The 22,867-nt window shown below is 70.1% G+C and carries 13 protein-coding genes; 1 reads left to right on the plus strand and 12 read right to left on the minus strand.

Annotation, left to right across the window (positions count from 1 at the left end):
- Position 1: 1 nt before the first annotated feature.
- The 8 genes from AMYAL_RS0103620 to AMYAL_RS0103655 form a co-directional block, all read right to left on the minus strand.
- A complete protein-coding gene (locus AMYAL_RS0103620) occupies positions 2-973 on the minus strand; it encodes an aspartyl/asparaginyl beta-hydroxylase domain-containing protein (protein WP_209447223.1) in 972 nt (323 codons plus the stop codon).
- A gap of 129 nt (positions 974-1,102) precedes the next feature.
- A complete protein-coding gene (locus AMYAL_RS0103625; RefSeq protein WP_020629945.1) occupies positions 1,103-2,356 on the minus strand; it encodes an MFS transporter in 1,254 nt (417 codons plus the stop codon).
- The gene (locus tag AMYAL_RS0103630) at positions 2,353-6,294 is read right to left on the minus strand and encodes a non-ribosomal peptide synthetase (protein WP_026466710.1); all 3,942 of its coding nucleotides are present in this window, start codon (positions 6,292-6,294) and stop codon (positions 2,353-2,355) included. The genes AMYAL_RS0103625 and AMYAL_RS0103630 overlap by 4 nt, the downstream gene beginning before the upstream one ends.
- Before the next feature lie 10 nt (positions 6,295-6,304).
- Positions 6,305-7,060: a thioesterase II family protein gene (locus tag AMYAL_RS0103635; protein WP_039793781.1), complete on the minus strand. Its 756-nt coding sequence runs from the start codon at positions 7,058-7,060 to the stop codon at positions 6,305-6,307.
- A gap of 3 nt (positions 7,061-7,063) precedes the next feature.
- Positions 7,064-7,276 carry an MbtH family protein gene (locus tag AMYAL_RS0103640; protein ID WP_020629948.1) on the minus strand — a complete coding sequence of 71 codons (213 nt, stop codon included), beginning with the start codon at positions 7,274-7,276 and terminating at the stop codon, positions 7,064-7,066.
- Between the two features lie 68 nt (positions 7,277-7,344).
- A complete protein-coding gene (locus tag AMYAL_RS50125) occupies positions 7,345-7,707 on the minus strand; it encodes a LuxR C-terminal-related transcriptional regulator (protein WP_020629949.1) in 363 nt (120 codons plus the stop codon).
- Positions 7,708-7,717: 10 nt separating this feature from the next.
- Positions 7,718-15,583 (minus strand): amino acid adenylation domain-containing protein, encoded by a 7,866-nt coding sequence (locus tag AMYAL_RS0103650; protein ID WP_026466711.1) that lies wholly within the window; start codon positions 15,581-15,583, stop codon positions 7,718-7,720.
- A 17-nt stretch (positions 15,584-15,600) separates the two neighbouring features.
- Complete coding sequence (locus AMYAL_RS0103655) at positions 15,601-17,322, minus strand: condensation domain-containing protein (RefSeq protein ID WP_020629951.1); 1,722 nt, start codon at positions 17,320-17,322, stop codon at positions 15,601-15,603.
- Between the two features lie 207 nt (positions 17,323-17,529).
- Between AMYAL_RS0103655 and AMYAL_RS0103660 the strand changes: the two genes are divergently transcribed.
- On the plus strand, positions 17,530-18,876 hold the full coding sequence (locus AMYAL_RS0103660; RefSeq protein ID WP_020629952.1) for a DegT/DnrJ/EryC1/StrS family aminotransferase: 1,347 nt from the start codon (positions 17,530-17,532) through the stop codon (positions 18,874-18,876).
- Positions 18,877-19,206: 330 nt separating this feature from the next.
- Here the strand turns inward: AMYAL_RS0103660 and AMYAL_RS0103665 are convergent, their stop codons facing one another.
- From AMYAL_RS0103665 to AMYAL_RS0103680, 4 genes are read right to left on the minus strand one after another with little or no spacing between them, the layout of a single operon-like run.
- Positions 19,207-20,166 (minus strand): transketolase family protein, encoded by a 960-nt coding sequence (locus AMYAL_RS0103665; RefSeq protein ID WP_020629953.1) that lies wholly within the window; start codon positions 20,164-20,166, stop codon positions 19,207-19,209.
- Complete coding sequence (locus AMYAL_RS0103670; protein WP_020629954.1) at positions 20,163-20,972, minus strand: transketolase; 810 nt, start codon at positions 20,970-20,972, stop codon at positions 20,163-20,165. Before AMYAL_RS0103670 ends, AMYAL_RS0103665 begins: the two co-directional genes overlap by 4 nt.
- Positions 20,969-22,033: a M20/M25/M40 family metallo-hydrolase gene (locus AMYAL_RS0103675; protein WP_020629955.1), complete on the minus strand. Its 1,065-nt coding sequence runs from the start codon at positions 22,031-22,033 to the stop codon at positions 20,969-20,971. The genes AMYAL_RS0103670 and AMYAL_RS0103675 overlap by 4 nt, the downstream gene beginning before the upstream one ends.
- Positions 22,030-22,851, minus strand: coding sequence for a [LysW]-aminoadipate kinase (locus AMYAL_RS0103680; protein WP_039793782.1), 822 nt, complete (start codon positions 22,849-22,851; stop codon positions 22,030-22,032). Before AMYAL_RS0103680 ends, AMYAL_RS0103675 begins: the two co-directional genes overlap by 4 nt.
- Positions 22,852-22,867 lie beyond the last annotated feature (16 nt).

The following is a 22,867-nucleotide window of genomic DNA, read 5'->3' on the forward strand; positions in this document are numbered from 1 at the left end:
TTCAGACCGTGGTGAGCGGGCGTGCCTGCCGGACGACCACCTGACGCCGTCGTCCTCGCCGGGTGGAAAGCTCGACCTGCGGCGTTTCGCCGAAGAGGTCGAAGCGCAGCAGGCGTTCCTCGCTCCAGCCGAGCAGGCGGAACTCGCCGGCGCCCAGGTGCAGCAGCTCCACCGGCGCGCGTCCGTCGACACGCAGGACGAGCGCGCCGTCCTCGCCGGTCACTTCGGCGGCCAGGTCGGTCTCCGGGTCGTCTTCGACGGCGAGCCCCCATTCCATGAAGGTGAACGGGACCGCGAAGCGGCAGGAGAACTCGGCGAGCTCGGACCGGGTGAGCGGCAGGACCGGCCGGTAGAAGGCGATGTCGCTGGACGGCAGCCCCGCCCGGAAGCTGTCCGGGAACAGGGCGAGCAGGTTGTCGTTGGTCGCGCAGTCGGCGACCAGGTGGATCCGGACCCGGTCCCCGGTGTTGCGCACCGAATGCGGGCGGTCGAAGTCGGCGTACCAGAGGGTTCCCGGCTGCCAGCGGTGTTCTGCCCCGTCCACCACCAGCACGGCACCGGGGTTGGTGACCAGCGGGATGTGCAGCCGCAGGTATCCGTAGGGAAGCCCGATCGGGTTGTCCGAATGTTCCTCCACGGACACTCCCGGCGCCAGCGCCATCAGCCGGACGCTGCGCAGTTCGGTGCCCAGTCCGGCCAGGATCTCCGCGAGGTAAGGAGCCTTGGCCATCAGCGGGGTGTCGTGGAACCAGTCGAGCCCCGGACCGCCGGGGTCGGTCCGCCGGAGATCGCCGCGCGGTGCGCGCAGGGACAGGACCTTCCAGTCCACATCGGATTCCTCACCGACGATACCGTCCTCAAAGGACCGCTGCAGCGCCCAGTGCTCGGACCCGCCGAGCTCCGCGAGATCCGCGCCGAGGCGATCGAGATCCAGGTCGTCCCGCAGCATCACCGCGGCTGGAAGGTTACTCAAGGAGCTGCTTTCGTGCATGGAAACCTCACTTGAATGAGCCTTGATCGAGGGTGGCCCTGTGACCGGTGCCGTTCTTTCATTCTACGCCGGGAAAAGCATTCCGAAACGCGCGGAAACGGCCAGGACCATTTAGGACACGGCCGCGGCGGCGACCCGCGGCGATTCGGGAAAATCACGCATTTTCCGCATGCCGCCGAACAACAGAATCGCCGTCGACAGCACCTGGAGGCCGCTCATCATCCACAATGTTTCCCGGACACCGAACACTTCACCGAGAGCCCCGCCGAGCAAACCGCCGACGGCGATGGCGCCGAAGCTGATCACGGCGGCGCTCGCGCTGATCCGCCCGATCAGTTCCGGCGGGCAGTACCGCTGCCTGAAGGTGTCGGTGATGATGCTCGCCGCGACCACACCCGTGCCGAGGCCGACACCGCCGATGACGAAGTACGCGAGGCCGGCACCCGGTCCGGTCAAGGGGAACAACAGCGTGAAAGGTGCGGCGCCCAACTGGCAGAGCAGCGCGGCCCTCGCGGTGCCGAACCGGTGCGCGATCCGGTGGGACACCAGGACTCCGAGGACACCGCCCAGACCGCACAACGTCAGCACCACGCCGACGATCGCCTCCCCTGCGCCGACCGTCCGCACCAGGAACACCACTTCGATCGAGCTCAGCCCGGTCAGCGCGAGGTTGGACACGGCGCTGAACACCGCCAGCGTGCGCAGGATCGGGTCCCGGAACAGGAACCTGAGCCCGTCGCCGACCTCGGTGCGCAACCGGCGCCGCCGGAGGGCCGCGGGCGGTGGCTCGACGGTCCGGATCGCGCGCAGGCAGATCCAGGAGACGACGAAGCTGAGCGCGTCGGCCACCAATCCCGCGACGGCGCCGAAAGCCTGCACCAGCATTCCGGCCAGCCCCGGACCGATGACCTCCGCCGTCGATTCACTGCCCTGCAGGCGCGCGTTTCCCGCCAGCAATTCTTTGTCGGTGAGCAAGGTCGGCAGATACGCCCGATACGCGGTGGTGAAGAAGACCTTGGCGCAACCACCGGCGAAAGCGGCCAGAAGCAGATGGGGAATGGTGAGCGCGCCCGCCCAGGCGGCGACCGGAACGCTGACGTAAGCCACGAAAGAGACGGCGTCACAGACCAGCATCACCGGGCGGCGCGGCAGGCGATCCACCCAGGCGCCCGCGGGCAGGCCGAGGATCAGCCAGGGCAGCCAGGCGACCGACGTCAGCAGTCCGACGACGAAGGTGTCCGCGTGCAGTGCCACGACGGCGACCAGCGGCAGTGCCACCACGGCGATCCCGCTGCCGAGCAGGCTCGTGGTCTCCCCGAACCAGAACAACCGGAAATCCCGTCCGGTCACCGCGCGCGCGGTCATCGGTCGTCCGCCTTCGCCCGCTCGCCGTCCAGCCTGGCGAGCTCCGCGGCGAGGACGCCGCCGATCAGCGCGATCGGCTTCGGCTGGGTGATCTCACCGTGCGCGCAGGCGATCTCGTGCACGTCCACCCTTCCGGTCACGTGGTCCCGCCACGACCCCGGCTCGGGGGAATCCGCCGATCTTCCCTCCGTGGCCGAGAAGAACACCACTTCTCCTCGGTACTTTTCGGGCCGGAGTTCGCTGTAGACCCGATCGTTGTCCACGAAGACCCTGGCCAGGGCGGTGACCTCGTCGGTGTTCAGCCACTCCAGCGGGCCGCCTGGCCGTCGGACGGCGCGCTCGAAGTCTTCGTGGCTCAGCGACCCGGACTCGGAGAGGTCATACCCCAGGGAGTCCAGGAGATCGGTGTACACCTCCGGGCTCCCGTCGACGAGCGGCCGGTAGCCCGGCACCACGGCGGGCGGGTAGCCGTCGAGCAGGACGAGCAGGTCCACTTCAGCACCGGCGGCCTGAAGATCGGTGGCCATCAGGTGGACGAGCACGGCACCGAAGGACCATCCCACCAGTCGATAGGGCCCTTCCGGTTGGACGGACCGGAGCTGCTCCACGTAGTCCTTGACCATTTCGTGCGCGGACCGGCCGCTCGCGGACGGGTCGGTGAGCCCCCTCGACTGCAGGCCGTAAATCGGATAGCCGGCGTCGATGTGGCCGAGCAGACCCGAATAGACCCAGCTGATGCCGGCGGCCGGATGCACGCAGAACAACGGCGTCCGGCCCGCTCCCGTCCGCAGCGGGAGCAGGGCCGACAGCGGGTCCTGTCCGGCACCGGCGGCCAGCCGGTCCACCAGATCCGCGACGGTCGGCGCCTGGAACAGGTCCAGGATGGTGAGGTTCCCGCCCAGTACCGCCCGCACCCGTGACAGCAACCTCGTGGCGAGCAGGGAATGGCCACCCAGTTCGAAGAAGCTCTCCTCGGCGCCGACCCTGGCCAGCCCGAGCACGTCCGCGAACAGCCCGCAAAGGACCTCTTCGTACGGCCCTCGCGGACCACGCGACACCGGGCGGTGTTCGAGGTCCGGCGGCGGCAACGCGTCCCGGTCGAGTTTTCCGTTGGACGTCATGGGAAGCCGGTCCACCGGCTGGAAGAACGACGGGATCATGTAGTCGGGCAGGGTCGACGACAGCCGCCTGCGCAGGTCTCGCGCCTCGATGACCTCGCCGGGGAGCGCCTGCGCGTAGGCCACCAGCCGTTTGTCGCCTCCGGCGTCCTCGTGCACGGCCACCGCGGCTTGCGCCACCTCCGGGCAGCGGGCCAGCGCGGCCTCCACCTCGCCGAGTTCGATGCGGAAGCCCCGCACCTTCACCTGGTCGTCGATGCGGCCCAGATAGTCCAGCCGCCCTCGGTGGTCCCAGCGGACCAGGTCGCCGGTCCGGTACATGCGGGCCCCGGCCGGGACGAACGGGCAGGCGACGAACCGTTCGGCGGTCGCACCGGGACGGTTCAGATAACCGCGGGCGAGGCCGGGGCCGGTCACGTACAACTCCCCCGGCACCCCTGGCGCGACGGGCCGCAAGCGCTCGTCGAGCACGAAGACCGCGGTGTTCCCGATCGGACGGCCGATCAGCGGCTGCGGGCTGTCCGCGGCGTCCCACCACAGCGCGTCCAGGGTGCATTCCGTGGGGCCGTAAAGGTTGTAGCAGAACGTCCCGGCCGCCTCCCGGACGCTGGTCCACAGCGCCTGCCCGGCGGCTTCCCCGCCCAGCAGCAGCACTCGCGGCGGACGCGGCCCGGTGAGCATCCCCTCATCGAGCAGTTGCTCCGCGTAGGTGGGCGTGACGTCGAGGACGTCGATCCCGGCCATGGCGACGTAGCCGGTCAGCGCGGCGGCGTCCCGCCGGATGTCGTCGCGGATGACGTGGAGTTCGTGTCCGGCCAGCATCCAGAACAGCGCTTCCCACGAGGTGTCGAACGACAGCGAGGCGGTGACGGCCGACCGCAGCCGCCGTCGCGCGCTGTCCTCGGTGCGGGCGATCAGCCCGGCACGGTGGAAGGCGTACAGATTGCTCAACGCGGAATGCGGTGTCACCACGCCCTTGGGGCGGCCGGTGGATCCGGAGGTGTAGATGACGTACGCGGCGCTTTCGGGTGGCACGGGCAGATGCAGATCCGCCACGGGATCCGGCGGGGTCACGAGCCGGTCCGCGAACACCGCGGGCAGGTCGCCGAACCCCCGGCTGCTGTCGGTGACGACCGCGACCGGCGCGGCGTCCCGGAGCATGTGCCCGATCCGCTCGGGCGGGTACTCGAGATCGACTTGCAGATAGGCCGCGCCGGTCTTGAGCACCGCCAGCATCGCCACGATGGAATCGGCCGACCTCGGCAGGGCCAGCGCGACCACGCGCTCCGCCCGCGCTCCCAGCTCGATCAGCCGGTGCGCGAGGAGATTGGCCCGGCTGTTGAGCTCCGCGAAGGTGAGCACGGTGTTCTCGCACACCAAGGCACTCGCCCGCGGAGTCCGCGCGGCCTGCGCCTCGAACAGCTCCGCGACGGTGGCCGTCGACGCCGGCTCGGCGGTGTCGTTCCATTCGACGAGGACCTGATGGCGCTGCTCGGGAGAAAGCGGATCGGCTTCTCCGACCGGCCGTCGCGGAGCGGACAGGAGCTGCCGCAGCACTCGGGGCAGGGCGCCCGCGATGAGTTCCGCCGTGGCCCGGTCGAACAGGCCGGTGGCGTATTCGAGAGCGCCGCCGATCCCCGCGGGCGTGCCGTCCGGCTCGTGGTGCTCCTGGAAATCGGCGGACAGGTCGAACTTCGCGACCTCCCAGCCCAGCTGTTCCTCGGAACAGTCGAGCCCTGGCAACGAAAGGGTGGCTTCCGTGCCCTCGGACAGGGTCATCATGACCTGGAAGAGCGGATGCCGCGCCGGTGAACGCTCCGGGTTCAGCTCCTCGACCAGCCGCTCGAAAGGGACGTCCTGATGGTCGTAGGCGGCCAGATTCGCGTCCCGTACCCGGAGCAGCAGCTCGGTGAAGCCCGGATCGCCGGAGAGGTCGTTACGCAGCACCAACGTGTTCACGAAGAACCCCACCACCTCCTCCAGCGCCTCGTCCAGCCGTCCTGCCACCGCGGTGCCGATCGGGATGTCCGTTCCGGCGCCCAAACGGGAGAGCAGGACGGCCAGTGCCGCCTGCAGCGCCATGAACGTGGTGCAGCCGTGTTCGGCGGCGACCGCGACCAGGCGGCGGTGCAGGCCGGCGTCGAGCTCCAGCGGCACCCAGCCGCCACGGTGATCGGCCACGGCGGGACGCGGCCGGTCGAACGGCAGGTTCAGCTCGGCGGGCAACCCGGCCAGCCGCTCCCGCCAGAAGGACACCTGCGTGGCGAGCAGGCTCGCCGGATCGTCCGGGTCGCCCAGCAACTCCCGCTGCCAGACCGCGTAGTCCGCGTAATGCACCGGCAGCGGCGTCCACTGTGGAGCGTCGCCCGCCGCCCTCGCCCGGTAGGCCGTGGCGAGATCGGTCAGCAGCGGCTGCCAGGACCAGCCGTCACAGGCGATGTGGTGGATCACCAGCGCCAGCACCTGTTCCCGTGGCGCCGTCGTGACCACCGTCGCGCGGATCGGAAGGTCTTCGGTCAGGTCGAAACCGCGGTCGACGGCGGCCGAAAGAACGACGGCGAGTTCGTCCTCCCCGCATTCGGCCTCGTCGAGCTCTGGCCTTCGCGCGAGTACCCGCGGTACCGGCTCCCCGTCGACGGCGGGATAGACCGTGCGCAGGACGGGGTGCCGGTCGACCAGGTCGGCGAGCGCCGAGGCCAGGGCGGCACGGTCCAGCTCACCTCTCGTCCGTATCGCCAGCGGGCAGTTGTAGACCGTCGACCGGCTGTCGAGGCGGTTCAGGAACCACAGCCTCCGCTGGGCATAGGACACTGGGGACACGAGCTACTCCTCAGGAAGCAGAGTCGAGCGAAGCGATCCGGGCCGGGAGGGCACTCCAGATCTCCGGGGTGTAGAAGTGGCCGCCGCCGAGGACGTCGTGCCGGTGCGGGCCGTCGGTCAGGCCGCCCCACCGGGCACCCGCGTCCGCGCTGATCAGCTGATCGTCGCCGCCGGAAAAGACCTGAAGCGGCACGCTCACCCGCGCACCCGTGTACTCGAAGGTGTCCCGCACCCCGATATCGGCCCGCATCAGCTCCAGTGCCACTTCGGTCAGGTCGGCGTCTTCGAGCACGTACGAGGGCAGCACACCGTGGGTGCTCATCCACTCCAGCAGCCGCTGGTCGTCGTCCTGCCGCGCCGGGAAGAGTTCGGCGGCGGTCAGGCCGCGGTCGGGAGCGTTGCAGGAGGACACCACGAGCGCCTCGGGCTTCCGTGTCCCGCCGGCTTCGAGCCGCGCGGCCACGTCGAAGGCCAGCCAGCCGCTCATGCTGTGTCCGAAAAGGACATACGGGCCGAGGTCCGCCGCGCGGACCGCGCGCGTCACATCCGCCGCCAGTTCGTCCCAGTCGCGGGGGAAGGGCTCGTTGAACCTTCCCTCCCGGCCGGGATAGCAGAGCACGACGAGGTCCGTCCCGACGGGCATGTTCGCCGTCCAGTGCCGATAAGCGGCCGTGCCGCCGCCGAAGAAGCTCAGGCCCACCAACGTTCGCTCGGCGTCGGGCGTCCGGAGCAGCGGCACCACCGTCGTGTCCCTCATACCGCTCATCGGTCAGGTCTCGTTCATCGCTGCCGCCAGACTGGCCGGCCGCATATCCGTCCAGTTCGCCTCGATGTGGTCGAGGCAGGCGGTCCGCGTTCCCGCGCCGAACACGGTGGACCAGCCGTCGGGCACGGCGATGTTCGCGGGCCACAGGGAATGCTGCCGCTCCGCGTTGATCAGGACGAGGTAGGAGCCGTCTTCATCGTCGAACGGACTTTTCACAACTTTCCTTCCACAATAGGAATCCGTAACTGTTCCGCTTCGGTTGGCGTGGTCCGTGAAGGCCTGGCTCAGAGCCAGCCGAGCCGCGCGGCCTTGACCCCGGCCTCGAACCGGCTGCGGGCGCCGAGCCGCTCCATCAGGGCCGCCATCATGCGCCGCGCCGTCCGGTGCGAAATGTGCAGCCTGCCCGCCGCGGCGGCGTCGGTGCACCCCGCGGCGAGCAGCTTGAGCAAGGCCAGTTCCTTGCCGTTCAAGGAGTCGCCCGGCGGTGGCTCGGCCTGGCCTGCGGTGAGCAGGCGGATGACCTCGGCACGGGTTTCGGCGACCTGCCGCTGCCGTCGCATCAGTTCCTCGTGCTGGACGGCCAGCGACCGCCCCAGGTCGGCCATCTCCCGGCCGACCGCTTCTTCCATCATTTCCAGTCCGGACATGGTGCTCCTCTCAGCGGGAGATGGTGGGTCGCAGCGCCGGCCGCGCGGGCCGGGCCGTGGCGAGGTATTCGGCGATCCCGGCGACGGTCGGGGACCGGAAGAGCTCACGGATCGGCAGTTCCAGTTCCAGCGCCGAACGCACACGGGAGATCAGCTGGGTCGCCAGCAGCGAATGCCCGCCGAGAGCGAAGAAGTTGTCGTCGACGCCGACCGAGTCCCGGCTGAGCACCCCGGCGAACAGCCCGCGGAGCACCTCTTCGTGCGGCGAACGCGGGCCGGTGGCGGCCGGTGCCACGACCTCGGGCGGGCCTTCGACGACACCACCGGGCCGCTCCTGCACGGGTGCCACGTCAAGATCACCGATCGGCCGGTCCGGGTCCTCGGCCACCTGTTCCAGCAGCCCCCGCAGGCGTTCGGCCAGCCGCTCACCGGTCGAGGGATCGAACAACGCCGTCGAGTACGTCAAGGCCCCGGCCAGCCCGGCCGCCGCGCCTTCGTGGTCGAGGCGCTCCTCCACCTCGACGAGGAGGTCGAATTTCGCCGTTGTCGACGGCACCGGCCATTCGACCGCTCGCAGCCCGGCGAATTCCGGCTCGGCGGTCGCGTGCTGGAGCTGGACCATGACCTGGAAGAGCGGGTGGCGACCGGCCGAACGCGGCGGGTTCACCGCTTCGACCAGCCGCTCGAACGGGACGTCCTGATGTTCGTATGCGGCGAGGTCGACGTCCCGCACGCGACGGAGCAGCTCCGCGAAACTCGGGTCCGCCGAGACGTCGGTGCGCAGGACCACCGTGTTGACGAAGAACCCGACGACCTCGTCCACCGCGTCGTCCGTCCGGCCGGCCACCGGGGTGCCGATCGGGATGTCCGCCCCCGCGCCCAGCCTGCTGAGCAGCGCGGCGAACGCGGCCTGGACCACCATGAACAGCGTGCAGTCGTGCGCCTTGGCGAGCGCGAGCAGGCTTCGGTGGAGTCCGGGGCCCCACTCGATGTCCGCCACCGCCCCGGCGTGGTCGCTGGTCTCCGGGCGCGGCCGGTCCACCGGCAGGGTCAGTTCCACCGGCAGCTCGGCCAGCCGGTTCCGCCAGTGGTCCAGCTGCCCGGCCAGCATCTCCGTCCCCAGTAGTTCCCGTTGCCAGAGCGCGTAATCGGCGTACTGGACCGGCAGCGCGTTCCACTGTGGAGTGCCGTCTCGCAGCCGGGCGGCGTAGGCGCCGGACAGGTCCCGCAGAAGCGGTCCGAGTGACCAGCCGTCGCAGACGATGTGGTGGAACACCAGCAGCAGGACGTGGTCCTCCTGGCCGGCCGCGAAAAGGTGGGCGACCATCGGCGGCCGTGCGGCCAGGTCGAACTGGTGCTCCGCCGCCGCGCGGATCGCCGTCTCGATCTCCGGCACTTCGCGATACGCCAGTTCCGGCCGCACCGATCCCGGCGCGAGCACCGACTGCACCGGTTTGCCGTCCTGTTCGGTGAAAATCGTCCGCAGGGCCTCGTGCCTGTCGACGACGTCGGCCAGCGCCCGTTCGAGCGCGTCCCGGTCCAGCGGACCGGACAGCCGCAGGGCGACGGGAAGGTTGTAGCTGGTCCCGGTCTCCTCCCACCGGCTCAGGAACCACAACCGCTGCTGGGCGAACGACAGCGGCAGCACCTCCGGGCGGCTTCCCACGCGCAGCGGCGGCCTGCCCGGCAGGGCCTCGTCCAGGCTGTCCGCCAGCCCGGCCACGGTCGGGGTGGCGAACAGCAGCCGGGCGGGCAGCTCCACGCCGAGGACCGAACGCGCCCGGCCGCTCAGCCGCATCGCCAGCAGCGAGTGGCCGCCGAGGTCGAAGAACCCGTCGTCGATCCCCACCGAGTCACGGCCGAGGACCTCCGCGAACAGCCCGCACAGGAGTTCCTCGCGGAGATTGCGTGCCGCACGACGGGTTCCGGTGGCGTACGCCGGTTTCGGCAGCACCGCGCGGTCGAGTTTCCCGTTCGGGGTCAACGGCAGTTCGTCGATCACGACGATCGCCGACGGCACCATGTAGTCCGGCAGGCTTTCCCGCGCGAAATCGCGCAGCCGCTTCACGTCCAGGTCCGCGTCACGCGCCAGCACGTATCCGACGAGCCGCTTGTCGCCGGGCTGGTCCTCGCGCAGCACAGCCACCGCGTGCACGACGTCTTCGTGGCGGGCCAAGGCCGCTTCGACCTCGCCGAGCTCCACCCGGAAGCCGCGGATCTTCACCTGATCGTCGGCGCGGCCGAGGAATTCCAGCGCGCCGTCCGCGGTCCACCGGACGAGGTCACCGGTCCGGTACAGGCGCCGTCCGGGCCGGAACGGGTTCGCCACGAACCGTTCCGCGGTCAGCGCGGGACGGTTCACGTAGCCGCGGCCCAGCTGGGCTACCCCGACGTAAAGCTCCCCGACGACTCTCGGCGGGACGAGCCGCAGTCCTTCGTCCAGCACGAACACCTCCACGTCGGCGATCGGGCGGCCGATGAGCGGGCGGTCGCTCTCGTCGGAAGTCCAAAACAGACTGTCCACAGTGGTCTCGGTCTGCCCGTAGATGTTGTACGCGGTGATCCCGTCGGTCTCGCGGATCCGGGCCCACAGCTTCTCTCCGACCGTCTCGGCGCCGGTCATCAACACCGCAGGCGGGTTATCGAGCATCCCTTGCTCGACCAGTTCTTCGGCGTAGCTGGGCATCACGTCGAGGGCGTCGATGCCGACGGTCTCGATGTACCGCGCCATCGCGGCGGGATCGCGGCGGGTCTCGTCACCGATCAGGTGGAGCTCGTGGCCGACGGCCTGCCACAGCAACCCGACGACCGAGGTGTCGAACGAGAGGGACGCGCTCAACGCCATCCGGCAGCGTCGCGATCCGCGGATCCGCTCCGAGGTGGCGATGACCTCGGTGCGGTAGAAAGCGAGCAGATTCGCCAGCCCGCCGTGGGTCACCATCACCCCCTTGGGCCGTCCTGTCGATCCAGACGTGTACACGACGTACGCCGGGTGGTCCGCGGCGAGCGCGACGACGGGTTCTTCCGCCTCGTCCGCCGCGACGTCGTCCAGGAGGACCGTCTCGAATCCGGGCAGCGCGGAGGCGCTGTCGGTGACGGCCAGGACCGCGCCGGAATCCTCCAGGAGATAAGCGATGCGTTCGGCCGGGTACGCCGTGTCGACGAACAGGTACGCGGCCCCCGCTTTCAGCACCCCGAGCAGCGCGACCACGAGGTCCGCGGACCGGGGAAGGGCGACCGCCACCACCTGGTCCGGTCCGGCTCCCCGGCTCGCGAGGTGGTGCGCGAGCCGGTTGGCGCGGGCGTCGAGTTCCGCGTAGGTCAACGCCGTGTCCTCGAACACCAGCGCCGTCTCCTCCGGCGTACGGGCGACCTGCTCGCGGAACACACCGGGCAGGAACAGGGTCGGCGGCGCGGGCTCGGCACTCTCGCCGACGAGACGCTCCCGTTCCTCCGCCGAGAGCACCTCGACCGCCCCGATCGGCCGGTCCGGCGCGGCGAGCACCTGCTCCAGCAGCCGCCGCAACCGGTCTGCGAGCTGTTCGGCGGTGACCCGGTCGAACAGGTCGGTGGCGAACTCGAGATAGCCGGTCAGCCCGGCGGGCGCGCCACCGGCGTCACGTGCGTCCTCCAGTTCCAGGCTGAGATCGAACTTGGCGACATCCCAGCTCACCGGGCACCGTTCGACCCGCAGGCCGCCGAAGTCCGGAGTGCCGGAGCCGGCGTGCTGCACCTGGATCATGACCTGGAACAGGGGGTGCCGGGACAGCGAGCGTTCGGGCTGTACTTCTTCGACGAGGCGCTCGAACGGCAGGTCCTGCTGCGCGAAAGCCTCCAGATCCGTGTCGCGGACCCGTCGCAGCAGTTCGGCGAATCCAGGATCGTCCGAGGTGTCGGTGCGCAGCACCAGGGTGTTGACGAAGAAGCCGACCAGATCGTCGAGCGCGCTGTCCTGCCTTCCCGCGACTGGGGTCCCGAACGGGATGTCGGTCCCCGCGCCCATCCGGGTCAGCAAGGCCGCGAAACCGGCCTGCACCACCATGAACAACGTGCAGCCGGTGGACCTGGCGAGGTCGAGAAGCCTGCCGTGCAGCTCCGGCTCCCAGCGGATCTCCACGATCTCCCCGGCATGCCCCGCCACGGCCGGGCGCGGCCGGTCCGTCGGCAGCGTCAGCTCCGACGGCAGACCGGCCAGCCGCGTCCGCCAGTACCCCAGCTGACGCGTGAGCAGGCTGTCCGGGTCCCCGGCGTCGCCGAGCAGTTCCCGCTGCCACAGTGTGTAGTCGGCATAGCGCACCGGCTGCGGCGGCCACTCGGGCGCCGAGCCGGAACAGCGGGCGGAGTAGGCCTGGCCGAGGTCGTCCAGCAGGGGCTTCAGCGACCATCCGTCGGCGGCGATGTGCTGGATGACCAGCAGCAGCACCTGCCGATCCTGCTCGAGCTGGAACAGAGTGGCCCGGACGGGCGCGTCCTCGGTGAGGTCGAACCGGTGACGGACCCGCTCAGCCATCGCCTCGGAGAGGTCCGACGGCGTCACTTCGACGACCTCGATACCCGGTACCGACCCGAGGATCACCGGACGCGGCGCGCCACCGGACTCGGGGAAGATCGTGCGCAGGCTTTCGTGCCGTTCCGCGACGTCGGCGAGCGCCCGATCGAGCGCGGCCCTGTCCACCGTCCCGGTGAGCCGGACCGCGACCGGCACGTTGTACGTTCCCTCGCCGCGTTCCATCCGGTTCAGGAACCACAGCCGTCGCTGGGCGAACGACAGCGGCACCTCGTCGGTCCGCCCGCGGGCGCGCAGCACGGGACGCGCCACTCCGGCCGTACCGGTCCGCCGGGCCAGCCCGGCCACCGTGGGTTCGGCGAACAGGTCCCGGATCTCGAAACCCTCCCCCAGCACCGACCGGATCCGCGAGATCAGCCGGATCGCCATCAGGGAGTGGCCGCCCAGGTCGAAGAAGTGGTCGTCGATCCCCACCTGCGCGACCCCGAGCACTTCCGCGAAGAGTCCACAAAGGATCTCTTCGCGCGGGTTCCGCGGCAGGCGCGCGGTTCGCGCGGCCCGGTCCGGCTCCGGCAGCGCGGCCCGGTCCAGCTTCCCGTTCGTCGTCATCGGCATGGCCTCGACCAGGACCACCGCGGCGGGGACCATGTAGTCGGGCACGCTGTCCGCCACGAACCGGCGCAGCTCCCGGTCCGTGACTTCGGGAGAGCGAGCGACGGCGTACGCGACCAGCCCTTGGTCCTCCCGGAGCACGACAGCGGCTTGGGCCACGCCGGGGTGGCCAGCCAGCACCGCTTCGATCTCCCCGAGTTCCACGCGGAAGCCCCGGATCTTCACCTGATCGTCCACCCGGCCTGCGAAGTCCAGTGTCCCGTCGTCGTTCCAGCGGACCAGGTCACCGGATCGGTACATCCGCTCGCCGGGCAGGAACGGGCAGGCCACGAACCTCTCGGCGGTCAATCCAGGGCGGCCGGCGTACCCCCTGGCGAGCTGGACCCCGCTCAGGTACAGCTCCCCCGCCACCCCTGGCGGCACCGGCCGCAGCCCGCCGTCCAGGACGAACACCGACACGTTCGACACCGGCTTGCCGATCGGCACCGTGCTCCGCCGGTCGTCGCGGTGGCAGTCCCAGTAGGTCACTTCGACCGCCGTTTCGGTCGGACCGTAGAGGTTGCGCAGTTCGACGGCGTCGAAAGTGGCGAACAGATCGCGCTGTGTCTCCGCGGGCAGCGCCTCGCCGCTGCAGGAGACCCAGCGCAGCTTCGTGCAGTCCGCCGCGCTCGGCTCCCGGAGGAACGCCTGCAACATCGACGGCACGAAATGGACGACGCTCACCTCTTCACGCCGCATCAGCTCGGCGAGATACGCGGGGTCACGGTGGCCGTCGGGCTTCGCCAGCACCAAGGTCGCCCCGAAGAGCAAGGGCCCGAAGAACTCCCAGACCGACACGTCGAAACCGGCCGAGGTCTTCTGAAGCACGTTGTCCGCGCCGGTGAGCGGATACCGCCCTTGCATCCACCGCAGACGGTTCGCGATGGCGGCGTGGGACACCACGACACCCTTCGGCCGCCCCGTGGAACCGGAAGTGAAGATGACGTAGGCGGGATTCGCCGGGCACGGCGCTTCCGGCCGGGCAGAAGCGGGCGAGACCGGTTCGTCGAGCAACAACCTCGGGACGGACTCGGGGACGGCGTCGGCACTCTTCGAGTCGGTCAGGACGAGCATCGGGCCGCCGTCCTCGACCATGGCGGCGATCCGCCCGGCGGGGTACTCCAGATCGATCGGCAGGTAGGCGGCGCCCGCCTTGACCACGGCGAGGAGCGCGACCACCAGCTCCACCGAACGCGGCAGCGCCACGGCCACGATCCGCTCCGGACCGGCGCCCCGCCCGGCCAGCGCCGACGCCAGCCTGTCCACCCGCTCGTCCAGCTCGGCGTAGCTCACCCGTTCCTCCGGCGACACCAGGGCGACCGCGTCGGGTGTACGCCCGGCCTGTTCGGACCACAGTTGCGGCAGAGTCACGTCGGGCAGTTCGGCGGCGGTGTCGTTCCACTCCCGCAGAATCCGGTCGCGTTGCCCCGCCGACAGCATGGTCAGCGCGCCGACCTGCTGTCCGGGGTCGGCGGCCACCTGCTCCAGAAGCAGCACCAGCCGTTCGGCGAGATCGGCGGCAGCGGCGGCGGTGAACAGGTCCGGGCGGTAGTGCAGGCGCAGTTCGAGCCGCTCACCCGGTTCGACGGCGAGGGTCAGCGGGAAATGCGCGCTGTCGCGGAAAGTGATGCCGACTTCGAGCTCACCGCCGGGCGAGTCCACCTGGTAGTCGGCCATCGGGAAGTTGTCGAAGACCACGTTGGTGTCGAAGAGCGCGGTGGAAAACCCTGCCAGGCGCTGGATTTCCGGCAAGCCGAGGTGGTCGTGGGCGAGCAGCCCGGCGCGCTCGGCCTGGATCTGCTCGAACAGCGCGCTCACCGGCGCCGTCCGGTCCAGCCTCGCCCGCACCGGGACCGTGTTGATGAGCATGCCGATCATCGAGTCCGCGCCGGTCAGCTCCGCCGGGCGGCCGCTGACCGTCGAGCCGAACACCACGTCGTCGCGTCCGGTGAGCGAGCCGATCAGAATGGCCCAGACCCCTTGGCACACGGTGTTGAGCAGGACGTGGTCACGCCGGGCGTGCGCGGTCAGCAGCGCCGTCGTCTCCACCGTCAACCGGACAGCCACCTCCTCCGGCGGCGGCCCGCTCTGGGAATCGGCGGACGCGACGAAGGTGGGCTCGGTGATCCCTTCCAGTGCCGCCGCCCAGCTCCGCTCCGCGGCGGGCCGGTCCTGCGCCGTCAGCCACGCCAGGTGGTCCCGGTACGGACGGACCGGCGGCAGGCCGGTGGCGTCGCCGTCGCGGGAGTACACCGCGAACAGCTCCTGGAAGAGCAGGGCGAAGGACCAGCCGTCCAGCAGGAGGTGATGGGCGGTCACGACCAGCCGGTGGCGGACGGCGGAATCCCGCAGGAGGGTGAACCGGATCAACGACGCGCCGCCGATGTCGATCCCCCGCGCCCAGTCCCGCTTGATCAGGTCCGCGGCGTCCTCGCGGCCGACTTCGACTTCCCGCCACTCCAACGGCGCGTCACGGCGGACCACTTGGATCGGTTGACCTGTTTTGCGGTACCGGAATCCGGACCGCAGGGTGGCGTGGCGCCGGATCACGGTTCCCGCGGCCGCGCGCAGGAGTGCCGGATCCAGCAGACCGGTGAGGTCGACCACGAACTGGGCCAGGTAGGGGCTGTGCGCTTCGCGGTCGTACAACGCGTGGAACAGCAGCCCTTCCTGCAGCGGTGACAGGGGAAGGATGTCCTCGACTACCGACTGGCTCATCTTCAGTGTCACCTTCCTCAGAATGCCCGCAGTTCGGATTCGATCTCTTCGAGTTCGTTCTGCCCGAGCGAACTCAGGGTCAGGTCGGACGGGGTGAGACCGCCCGCCCAGGGTTGACGGGCGTGCGCGACCAGGGTCCGGAGCATCGTGAACCACGATTCCGCGAGCTCGCGTGTGTCCACTTCGGACACCATGCTTCCGGCCCAGGTCCAGGTGGCACGCAGCACCGGGCCGTCTTCCCGGTCCACGGTGGCCGCGTTGACCTCGATGCCGTGTGCCATGGGCATCCCCGAACCCGTGTCGTCCATGCCGGTCCCGTACTCCGGCATGACCGCCCAGTCGGCGTAGTCGGCGGCCCGGTGCCTGCCGAGGTAGTTGAAGCAGAACTCCGGTCGAGCCGCTTTCTCCAGCAGCGGCGCGGTTTCCGGGTTCAGGTAGCGAAGAAGGCCGTAGCGGACGCCCTTGTCGGGAATCGCGCGCAGTTGTTCCTTGACGCGCTTGACGACGTCGCCCACCGTCGGCCCGGCGGACCGGATCTCGGCCCAGTCCGGCTCGCCAGGGTCGAGCCGGACCGGGAACAGGCTGGTGAACCAGCCAACGGTCCGGGAGAGATCCACGTCCGCGAGCGCGCTTTCCCGGCCGTGGCCTTCCAGGTTCAGCAACACGGTGCCGTCGCCCGCCGTGCCACGCCGTCGATGCCAGTCGGCCATCGCCAGCGCGAGACCGGCCAGGAGGACGTCGTTGATCTCGGCGTTGAACAGCGCGGGGACGGTGGTCAGCAGCGGTTCGGTGAACTCGCCGGGCAGGGACAAGGTGAAGCACCGGTCCCGGCTCTCCCGGTCACGGCCGGGAACGCTGTCCACGGCACCGATCCGGGCGGCGCCGGGCCGCAGCCGCTCCAGCCAGCCGGGCAGTTCCGCCAGCGTGGCCTTCGCGCTCGCCTGCGCGTTAAGCGTTTCGGACCAGCGGCGGAACGAGGTCGGGACCGGATCGAGCTCCCGGCCCGCCGTCTCCAGATCGGAAATCAGGACGCGCCAGGACATCGCGTCGATGGCCAGATGATGGACGACCAAGGCGAGCATGCCCTGCCGCGCCGGTCCGGCATCGAACCACACGGCCTGGACGACGTTGCCCTCGCGGGGACGAAGGCGATCTCGCGCCTCGTCCGATTCTTGCCGGACCAGGGTGGCCAGGTCCTCCTCGGGGCGCCCTGCCACGTCGATCCGGCGGACGGCCGCGGTGACCGCGCCCACGGGAAGGGTTTCGAGTGCCCACGGTGTCCCCGTCAGGCGCAGGCGCAGGATGTCGTGACGGTCCAGCAACGCCTGCACCATCAAGGTCAACCGCGCCTCGGTCAACGTCGAAGGCGTGCGGAGGACCGCGAACTGGTTGTAGGTGTCCACCGGTCCGCCGCGTTCGGCCAGCCAGTGCATGACGGGCGTGGCGACGATCGGTCCCACCCCGTTGTCCTCGGCGGGCGCCGTGTCCACGGTGGTGGCCGTCGCCGCCAACGCTCCGATGTCCCGATGCCGCAGCACATCGCCGACGGTGATCCGCAGACCGGCCTTCCTGGCGCGGCTGACGAGCTGCATGGCGATGATGCTGTCCCCGCCGAGCGCGACGAAACCGTCGCCGATCCCGACGTCGCTCACCCTGAGCACGTCGGCGACGAGTGCACAAAGGACACTCTGGCTCCGGGTGAGCTCACCCGGATTCGGTTCAGCGAAACGACTGGTCACGTCTTCCCTCATTCCGATTCCGGTCCCGCACGGGGAAAAGCTATCGAGGGGCGGCAGGCGGCAGCGGTAGTCGAGGCGGCAGTCCAGGGGAAACTCCCGCGGGAAGGCGCGGTGAACTGCCGGTGCGATTGCCGCCGTCCGCGACGGCTTCCGCCGAAACTGACAGGCGCGACGTCCCCACGAACCACGGTGAGAAGAGGCACAGCGGTGACAACCCAGCGACCGGTCCGGCAGGCGGCCGACCTCGCGATGTTCGGCGGCGGCCGGGCGGTACCCAGGGAACTCCGGATCAAGGCCTGGCCGGTGGTGACCGAACAGGACGAACAAGCGGTCCAGCGGGTACTGCGGTCCGGGCGGTTCACCTCGGCGTCCTCCGGGGAGCAGGAGATCGCGGGGCTGGAGCGGGAATGGGCCGAGTACGTCGGCACCGAACATTGCGTGGCGGTGAGCAACGGCACCACGGCCCTGTCGATCGCGCTGAGCGCGGCGGGCGTCGGCCCCGGCGACGAGGTCATCGTGCCCGCGCTGAGTTTCATCGGCAGCGCCATCGCTCCCCTGCATCTCATGGCCGTCCCGGTCTTCGTGGACATCGATCCCGTGACGTTCAACCTGGACCCCGCTGCCCTCGACGCCGCGATCACCGGCCGCACCAAGGCGATCGTCGTCGTCCACCTGCACGGCCTGCCCGCCGAACTGGACCGGATCACCGCGATCGCCGACCGGCACGGGATCGCCGTGATCGAGGACGCCGCGCAGGCGCACGGCGCGCGGTACCGAGGCCGCGCGGTCGGGTCGTTCGGGGCGCTGAACACCTTCAGCCTCAACGTGAGCAAGAACCTCGCCACCTGCGGCGAGGGTGGCCTGATCACCACCGACGACGCGGACCTGGCCACCAAGGCGACCATGCTGCGGCAGTTCGGCGAGCTCATCCCGGCACACGGTGAACGCAGCTACGTCGCGCATCTGCTGGGCTGGAACTGCAAACCGAACGCGATCCAGGCGGCCTTCACCCGCAGCCGTCTCAAGCGTTTCCCCGCCGAAGCGGGAATCCGCGAGGACAACGTCGGCAGACTGCTGGAACGGCTGGCCGAGTATCCCGGCTTCCTGCTGCCCGAGGTGCCGCCGGACCGCACCCATGCCTGGCACATCCTGCGTTTCCGGGTGAACCCCGCCGAATTCGGGCTCGCCGACGAGTTCGCGGGTCCGCTGCGCGCCGTCGTGCAACGGGCTTTGCGCGCCGAGGGCGTGCCCGCCGCCCCTTACCAGCTACAGCCGCTGCCCGCGCAACGGGTCTTCGACGGCATCAAGGCTTTCCGCGCCGAGGATTTCCCGGCGACCCTGCGGGTTCTCGACGATTCCTTCGCCCTGCAGAAGGCGCACCTGCATCCGGAATCGGGGCAGCTGCTCGCCCGGTACGCCGACGCTTTCGAGAAGGTCTGGCGGCAGCGCGACGGTCTGGCGGCTTACGCGACGACGGCGGCGTACAAGCCGCATTGGGAACGTGCCTCGGAGATCGCGGACGAGGAATGGGCGGCGGCCTTCCCCCAGCGGTGACCTCCCGGCCGGGCGTGCCAACCCCGGATGTCGCGAAAGCGACGTTCACAACGCAACCTAGCCGTCTGAAGTACGTGATGGCCCCCTTACTTGCGTCTAGCGCAGTGAAGGGGGCCTTCATGTACTTCAAGCGGGCGAGGGTGGCGGTCGGGTTGGTCGTGAGTGGTCAGTGTCGTTCTATTGGGCCGACAGGCAAGGGTGTCGTACTCGGTCGCTCGCATGTCTGGCGGGATTCGGGTGTCGCGAAAGCCACTTTCAGGACGTCTGATGTCCTGAAAGTGGCTTTCGCGACGTGGGGGTCCTCTCGGAGCGCCGCCGTCACCCACCTGCTCACCCAAGCAGCCGCCACACCTGCTCCGTGACAGCAGCGCTGGAAATCCCGTTACGGGCCAGCAGATGCCGGTGCCCGCCGGTACCCACCGCGAACCGGTCCGCCACCGCCACCCGCCGGACCGGGCAGGCCACCCCGAGTTCCGCCACGACCTCGGCGACGGCGGACCCGAGACCACCGGCCGCCCAGTGTTCCTCGACGGTGACGATCCCGCGCGTCCGCGTCGCGGCCTCGACGATCGCCTCGTGGTCGAGCGGCTTGACCGTGTGCATGTTGAGCACGGCCACGTCGATTCCGTCGCCTGCCAGGTCTTCGGCGGTCTCGACGGCGGCGAGCACGGGGTGTGGTCCGGTGGCGATCACCGTCACGTCGGCACCCTGCCGCAACCGCTGCGCGACACCGATCCGCACCGGTTCCGCGGACGGCGGAAGATCCGGCGTCGCACCACGGCCGAGCCGTAGGTACACCGGTCCAGGCAGATCGGCGCCCGCTCGCAGCAGGCTCTCGGTCGAGGGGCCGTCCGCCGGTACCAGCACCGTCATGTTCGGCAGCAGCCGCATGATCGCGAGATCTTCCAGCGAATGGTGCGTGGAGCCGAGGTGGCCGGCGGACAGCCCGCCGTGGGTGGCGGCGATCCGCACCGGCAGGTTGTTCCACGCGATGTCGAGTTTCACCGCTTCCAGCGCACGGGTGGCGGCGAACGTCGACATGGTGTTGACGAACGGGATCCGGCCGGACCGGGCGAGACCGGCGGCCACGCCCATCAGGTTCTGCTCCGCGATACCGAGGTTGAGATACCGCTCCGAAGCCGCGCCCCAGTCGGTGGAGGAGAACAGCCCGGTGTCGCTGTCCAGGCACACCTGCCGTTCGTCCTTGCCGAGCAGTTCGACCAGCACGTCCCGGTAGACCTCGCGTGCCGCACGGGCCTCGTTCCTGGTCAGCGTGTCGTTCCCGGTCACGGTCGTTCACCTCGCAGGACCGCCGCGCGGGCGCGCTGGTACCCGCGCCCGGTGAGCCGGACGTAGTGGCTGCGCGCCTGGTCTTCGACGTAGGGCAATCCCTTGCCTTTCACCGTGCGGGCCAGCAGGACGGTCGGACGGCCGGGGGTGTGCGGAACCCGGTCCAGCGCCGCCCGGAGCTGCCCGGTGTCGTGCCCGTCGACCTCGATCACCGTCCACCCGAAACCCCGCCAACGGTCTGCGAGCGGTTCCAGGGCCACGGTTTCCTCCGTGTCCCCGGTGATCTGCAGCCCGTTGCGGTCCACGATCGCGACCAGCCGGTCGAGACGCTGGGCACCGGCGGCCATCGCGGCCTCCCATACCGAGCCCTCCTGCAGTTCGCCGTCGCCCAGCACGACGAAGCACCGGCGATCGCTGCCGTCCAGCCGGGCGGCGAGCGCGAAGCCGACACCGAGCGGCAGTCCGTGCCCGAGCGACCCCGTCGGCATCTCGACGCCGGGCACCGCCGGATTCGGATGAGCGGTGAACACGCTGTCCGGAGCGCCATAGCTCGCCAGCGACTCCTCGGGGAAGAACCCCCGCCCCGCCAGGACCGCGTACAGACCGATCGCGCCGTGTCCCTTGCTCAGCAACAGGATGTCCCGGTCCGGCGCCTGTGGCCGGTGCGGGTCGATCCGCAGCACGTGATGGTAGAGCGTCACCAGGATCTCCACCATGGACATCGATCCGCCCAGATGGCCGCCTTCCGGGTTGGCGCACATCCGCACGATCAGTTCCCGTGCCTTACGCGTGTGGTCGTCGGTCATCGGCCCTCTCCGGTGAGACGCTCGCCCAGTTCGGTCAGCGCGCGGGTGAGTACCCGGACACCGAACAGGTACTCGGACAGTTTGATGTGTTCCCGGCCGGAATGGTCCAGGCTGCTGTCGCCCGGTCCGTAGGTCGCCATCGGCATCGACCACTCCTCCGCCAGCGTGTTCATGTCGGAGGTACCGGTCTTCACCTTCGCCCGCGGCCTGGCGCCCTCTGCTCGGATGGCGATCGAAAGCGCACTGGCCACCGGATCGGTACGACCGACCCGGCACGCGCGGACGGAGTTGAGGACCCGCAGGGTGCCGGGGTCTTGCCGCCCGGACAACGCGGCCACCAGGCTGTCGCGGTCGAAACCCGGCGGGATCCGGATGCTGAACTCGGCGGTGGCGGAGGTCAATCCGCCCTCGATCGACACCAGCGTCGGGCCGGGTTGGTCGAAGCGGGCATGGCCCGCCTCCGGGCCGAGCAGGTCCAGCAGGTCCGCCCACGCCCGCGCGGCCAGCTCCGACGCCTTGGGCGTGACGTTGCTGGGGTGGGTCGCCTCGCACCGGACCTCGTAGCGAAGGTCGATTTTTCCCTTGTACCCGAGGACGACGGCGTCACAGCCGCTGGGTTCGCCGATGACCAGCGCGTCCGGTGGTGCGTGCGTGCGGCGGATCCACACCGCGCCGCGGGACATCGTGGTCTCCTCCTCCACCGCGCCCACGACCACGATCCGGCCGCGGAACCCGGTGCTGCCGACGGCCGCGCAGATCATCGTGGCGAGTGGCCCCTTGGCGTCGACGGCGCCCCTGCCGTACAGGAGATCACCTTCCACCCGCACCGGGATCTCCCCCGGCACGGTGTCCATATGCCCCAGCAACATCACCGTCGGACCGGGGCCGCGGTCGATCTCCCCGACCGCGTTGCCCGCCTCGTCGACCCGCGCGGTGAAACCGGCTGCGCGCATGGCGTCCACCGTATGCCCGGCCAGCTCTGATTCCGAAAAGGACGGTGAAGGGATCTTCACCATTCCTTGGAGCAGTTCGATCGCGGCCGTCTCCGAAAAGGTCGTCACAGCTCCTCCAGCAGCACTTCGGTGCACGCGCCCGCCAAGGCGTCCCGGACCGGATGCGGCCGCCTGCCGTCGGCGATCAGCACGCGGCCCGTACCGGCCAGCAGCGCTTCCCGCGCCGCGATCAGCTTGATCCCCATCCCGCCGGTGACCACCGGAGGCGGTCCCTGGCGGGGAATCCGGCAGACGGGAAGCGTCGACCGTTCGTCGTCCCGGTCGGCCAGCACCCCGTTCGCCCCGGTGAGCAACAGCAGGGTGCTCGCCCGCACGGCACCGGCGATGGCCGCGGCGGCCCGGTCCGCGTCCGTGTTGACCGCCCGGCCGTCTTCGGCAACGGCCGGCGGCGAAACCACCGGCAGCACCCCGGCGGAAAGCAGGGTGGACAGCAGCTCCTCGTTCACGCCGGTGATCCGTCCACTGTGGTCGTCCCTGACCACGACGCGGCGGCCGCCGACGAGCGCGCGGTGCGCGATTTTTCGCGTGGCCACGAGAAGTCCCGCGTCCAGACCGGTCAACCCCACCGCCTTCACCCCGCAGGCACGGAGTTCGGCCAGCAACCGGGGTTTGACCGCGCCCGCGAGCGCCAGCTGCACCACTTCCAGGGTCTCCACGTCGGTGTACCGCGTCGACACCCCGTCCGGGGAAACGAGACGGCGGGACGGCACCCCGAGCCGGACGGCGAGCCTGTCGATGTCCGCCGAACCGCCGTGGACGAGGATCACCGGCCTGCCGTCCCGGCGTGCCGCGGCGACGTCCGCGCAGACCGCCGCCGACCGGACAGCGGCGGTCCCGCCGCATTTGACCACAAGTATGTCCCGCATTCGCCCACTCAGTCTC

The sequence above is a fragment of the Amycolatopsis alba DSM 44262 genome, assembly GCF_000384215.1.
Lineage (GTDB): Bacteria > Actinomycetota > Actinomycetes > Mycobacteriales > Pseudonocardiaceae > Amycolatopsis > Amycolatopsis alba.

Bases quoted from the DNA above. Each gene is read 5' to 3' on its own strand.
- AMYAL_RS0103625 (WP_020629945.1), bottom strand. From the start codon at position 2,356: ATGACCGCGCGCGCGGTGACCGGACGGGATTTCCGGTTGTTCTGGTTC.
- AMYAL_RS0103670 (WP_020629954.1), bottom strand. From the start codon at position 20,972: ATGACCGACGACCACACGCGTAAGGCACGGGAACTGATCGTGCGGATG.
- AMYAL_RS0103635 (WP_039793781.1), bottom strand. From the start codon at position 7,060: ATGAGCGGTATGAGGGACACGACGGTGGTGCCGCTGCTCCGGACGCCC.
- AMYAL_RS0103680 (WP_039793782.1), bottom strand. From the start codon at position 22,851: ATGCGGGACATACTTGTGGTCAAATGCGGCGGGACCGCCGCTGTCCGG.
- AMYAL_RS0103650 (WP_026466711.1), bottom strand. From the start codon at position 15,583: ATGAGCCAGTCGGTAGTCGAGGACATCCTTCCCCTGTCACCGCTGCAG.
- AMYAL_RS50125 (WP_020629949.1), bottom strand. From the start codon at position 7,707: ATGTCCGGACTGGAAATGATGGAAGAAGCGGTCGGCCGGGAGATGGCC.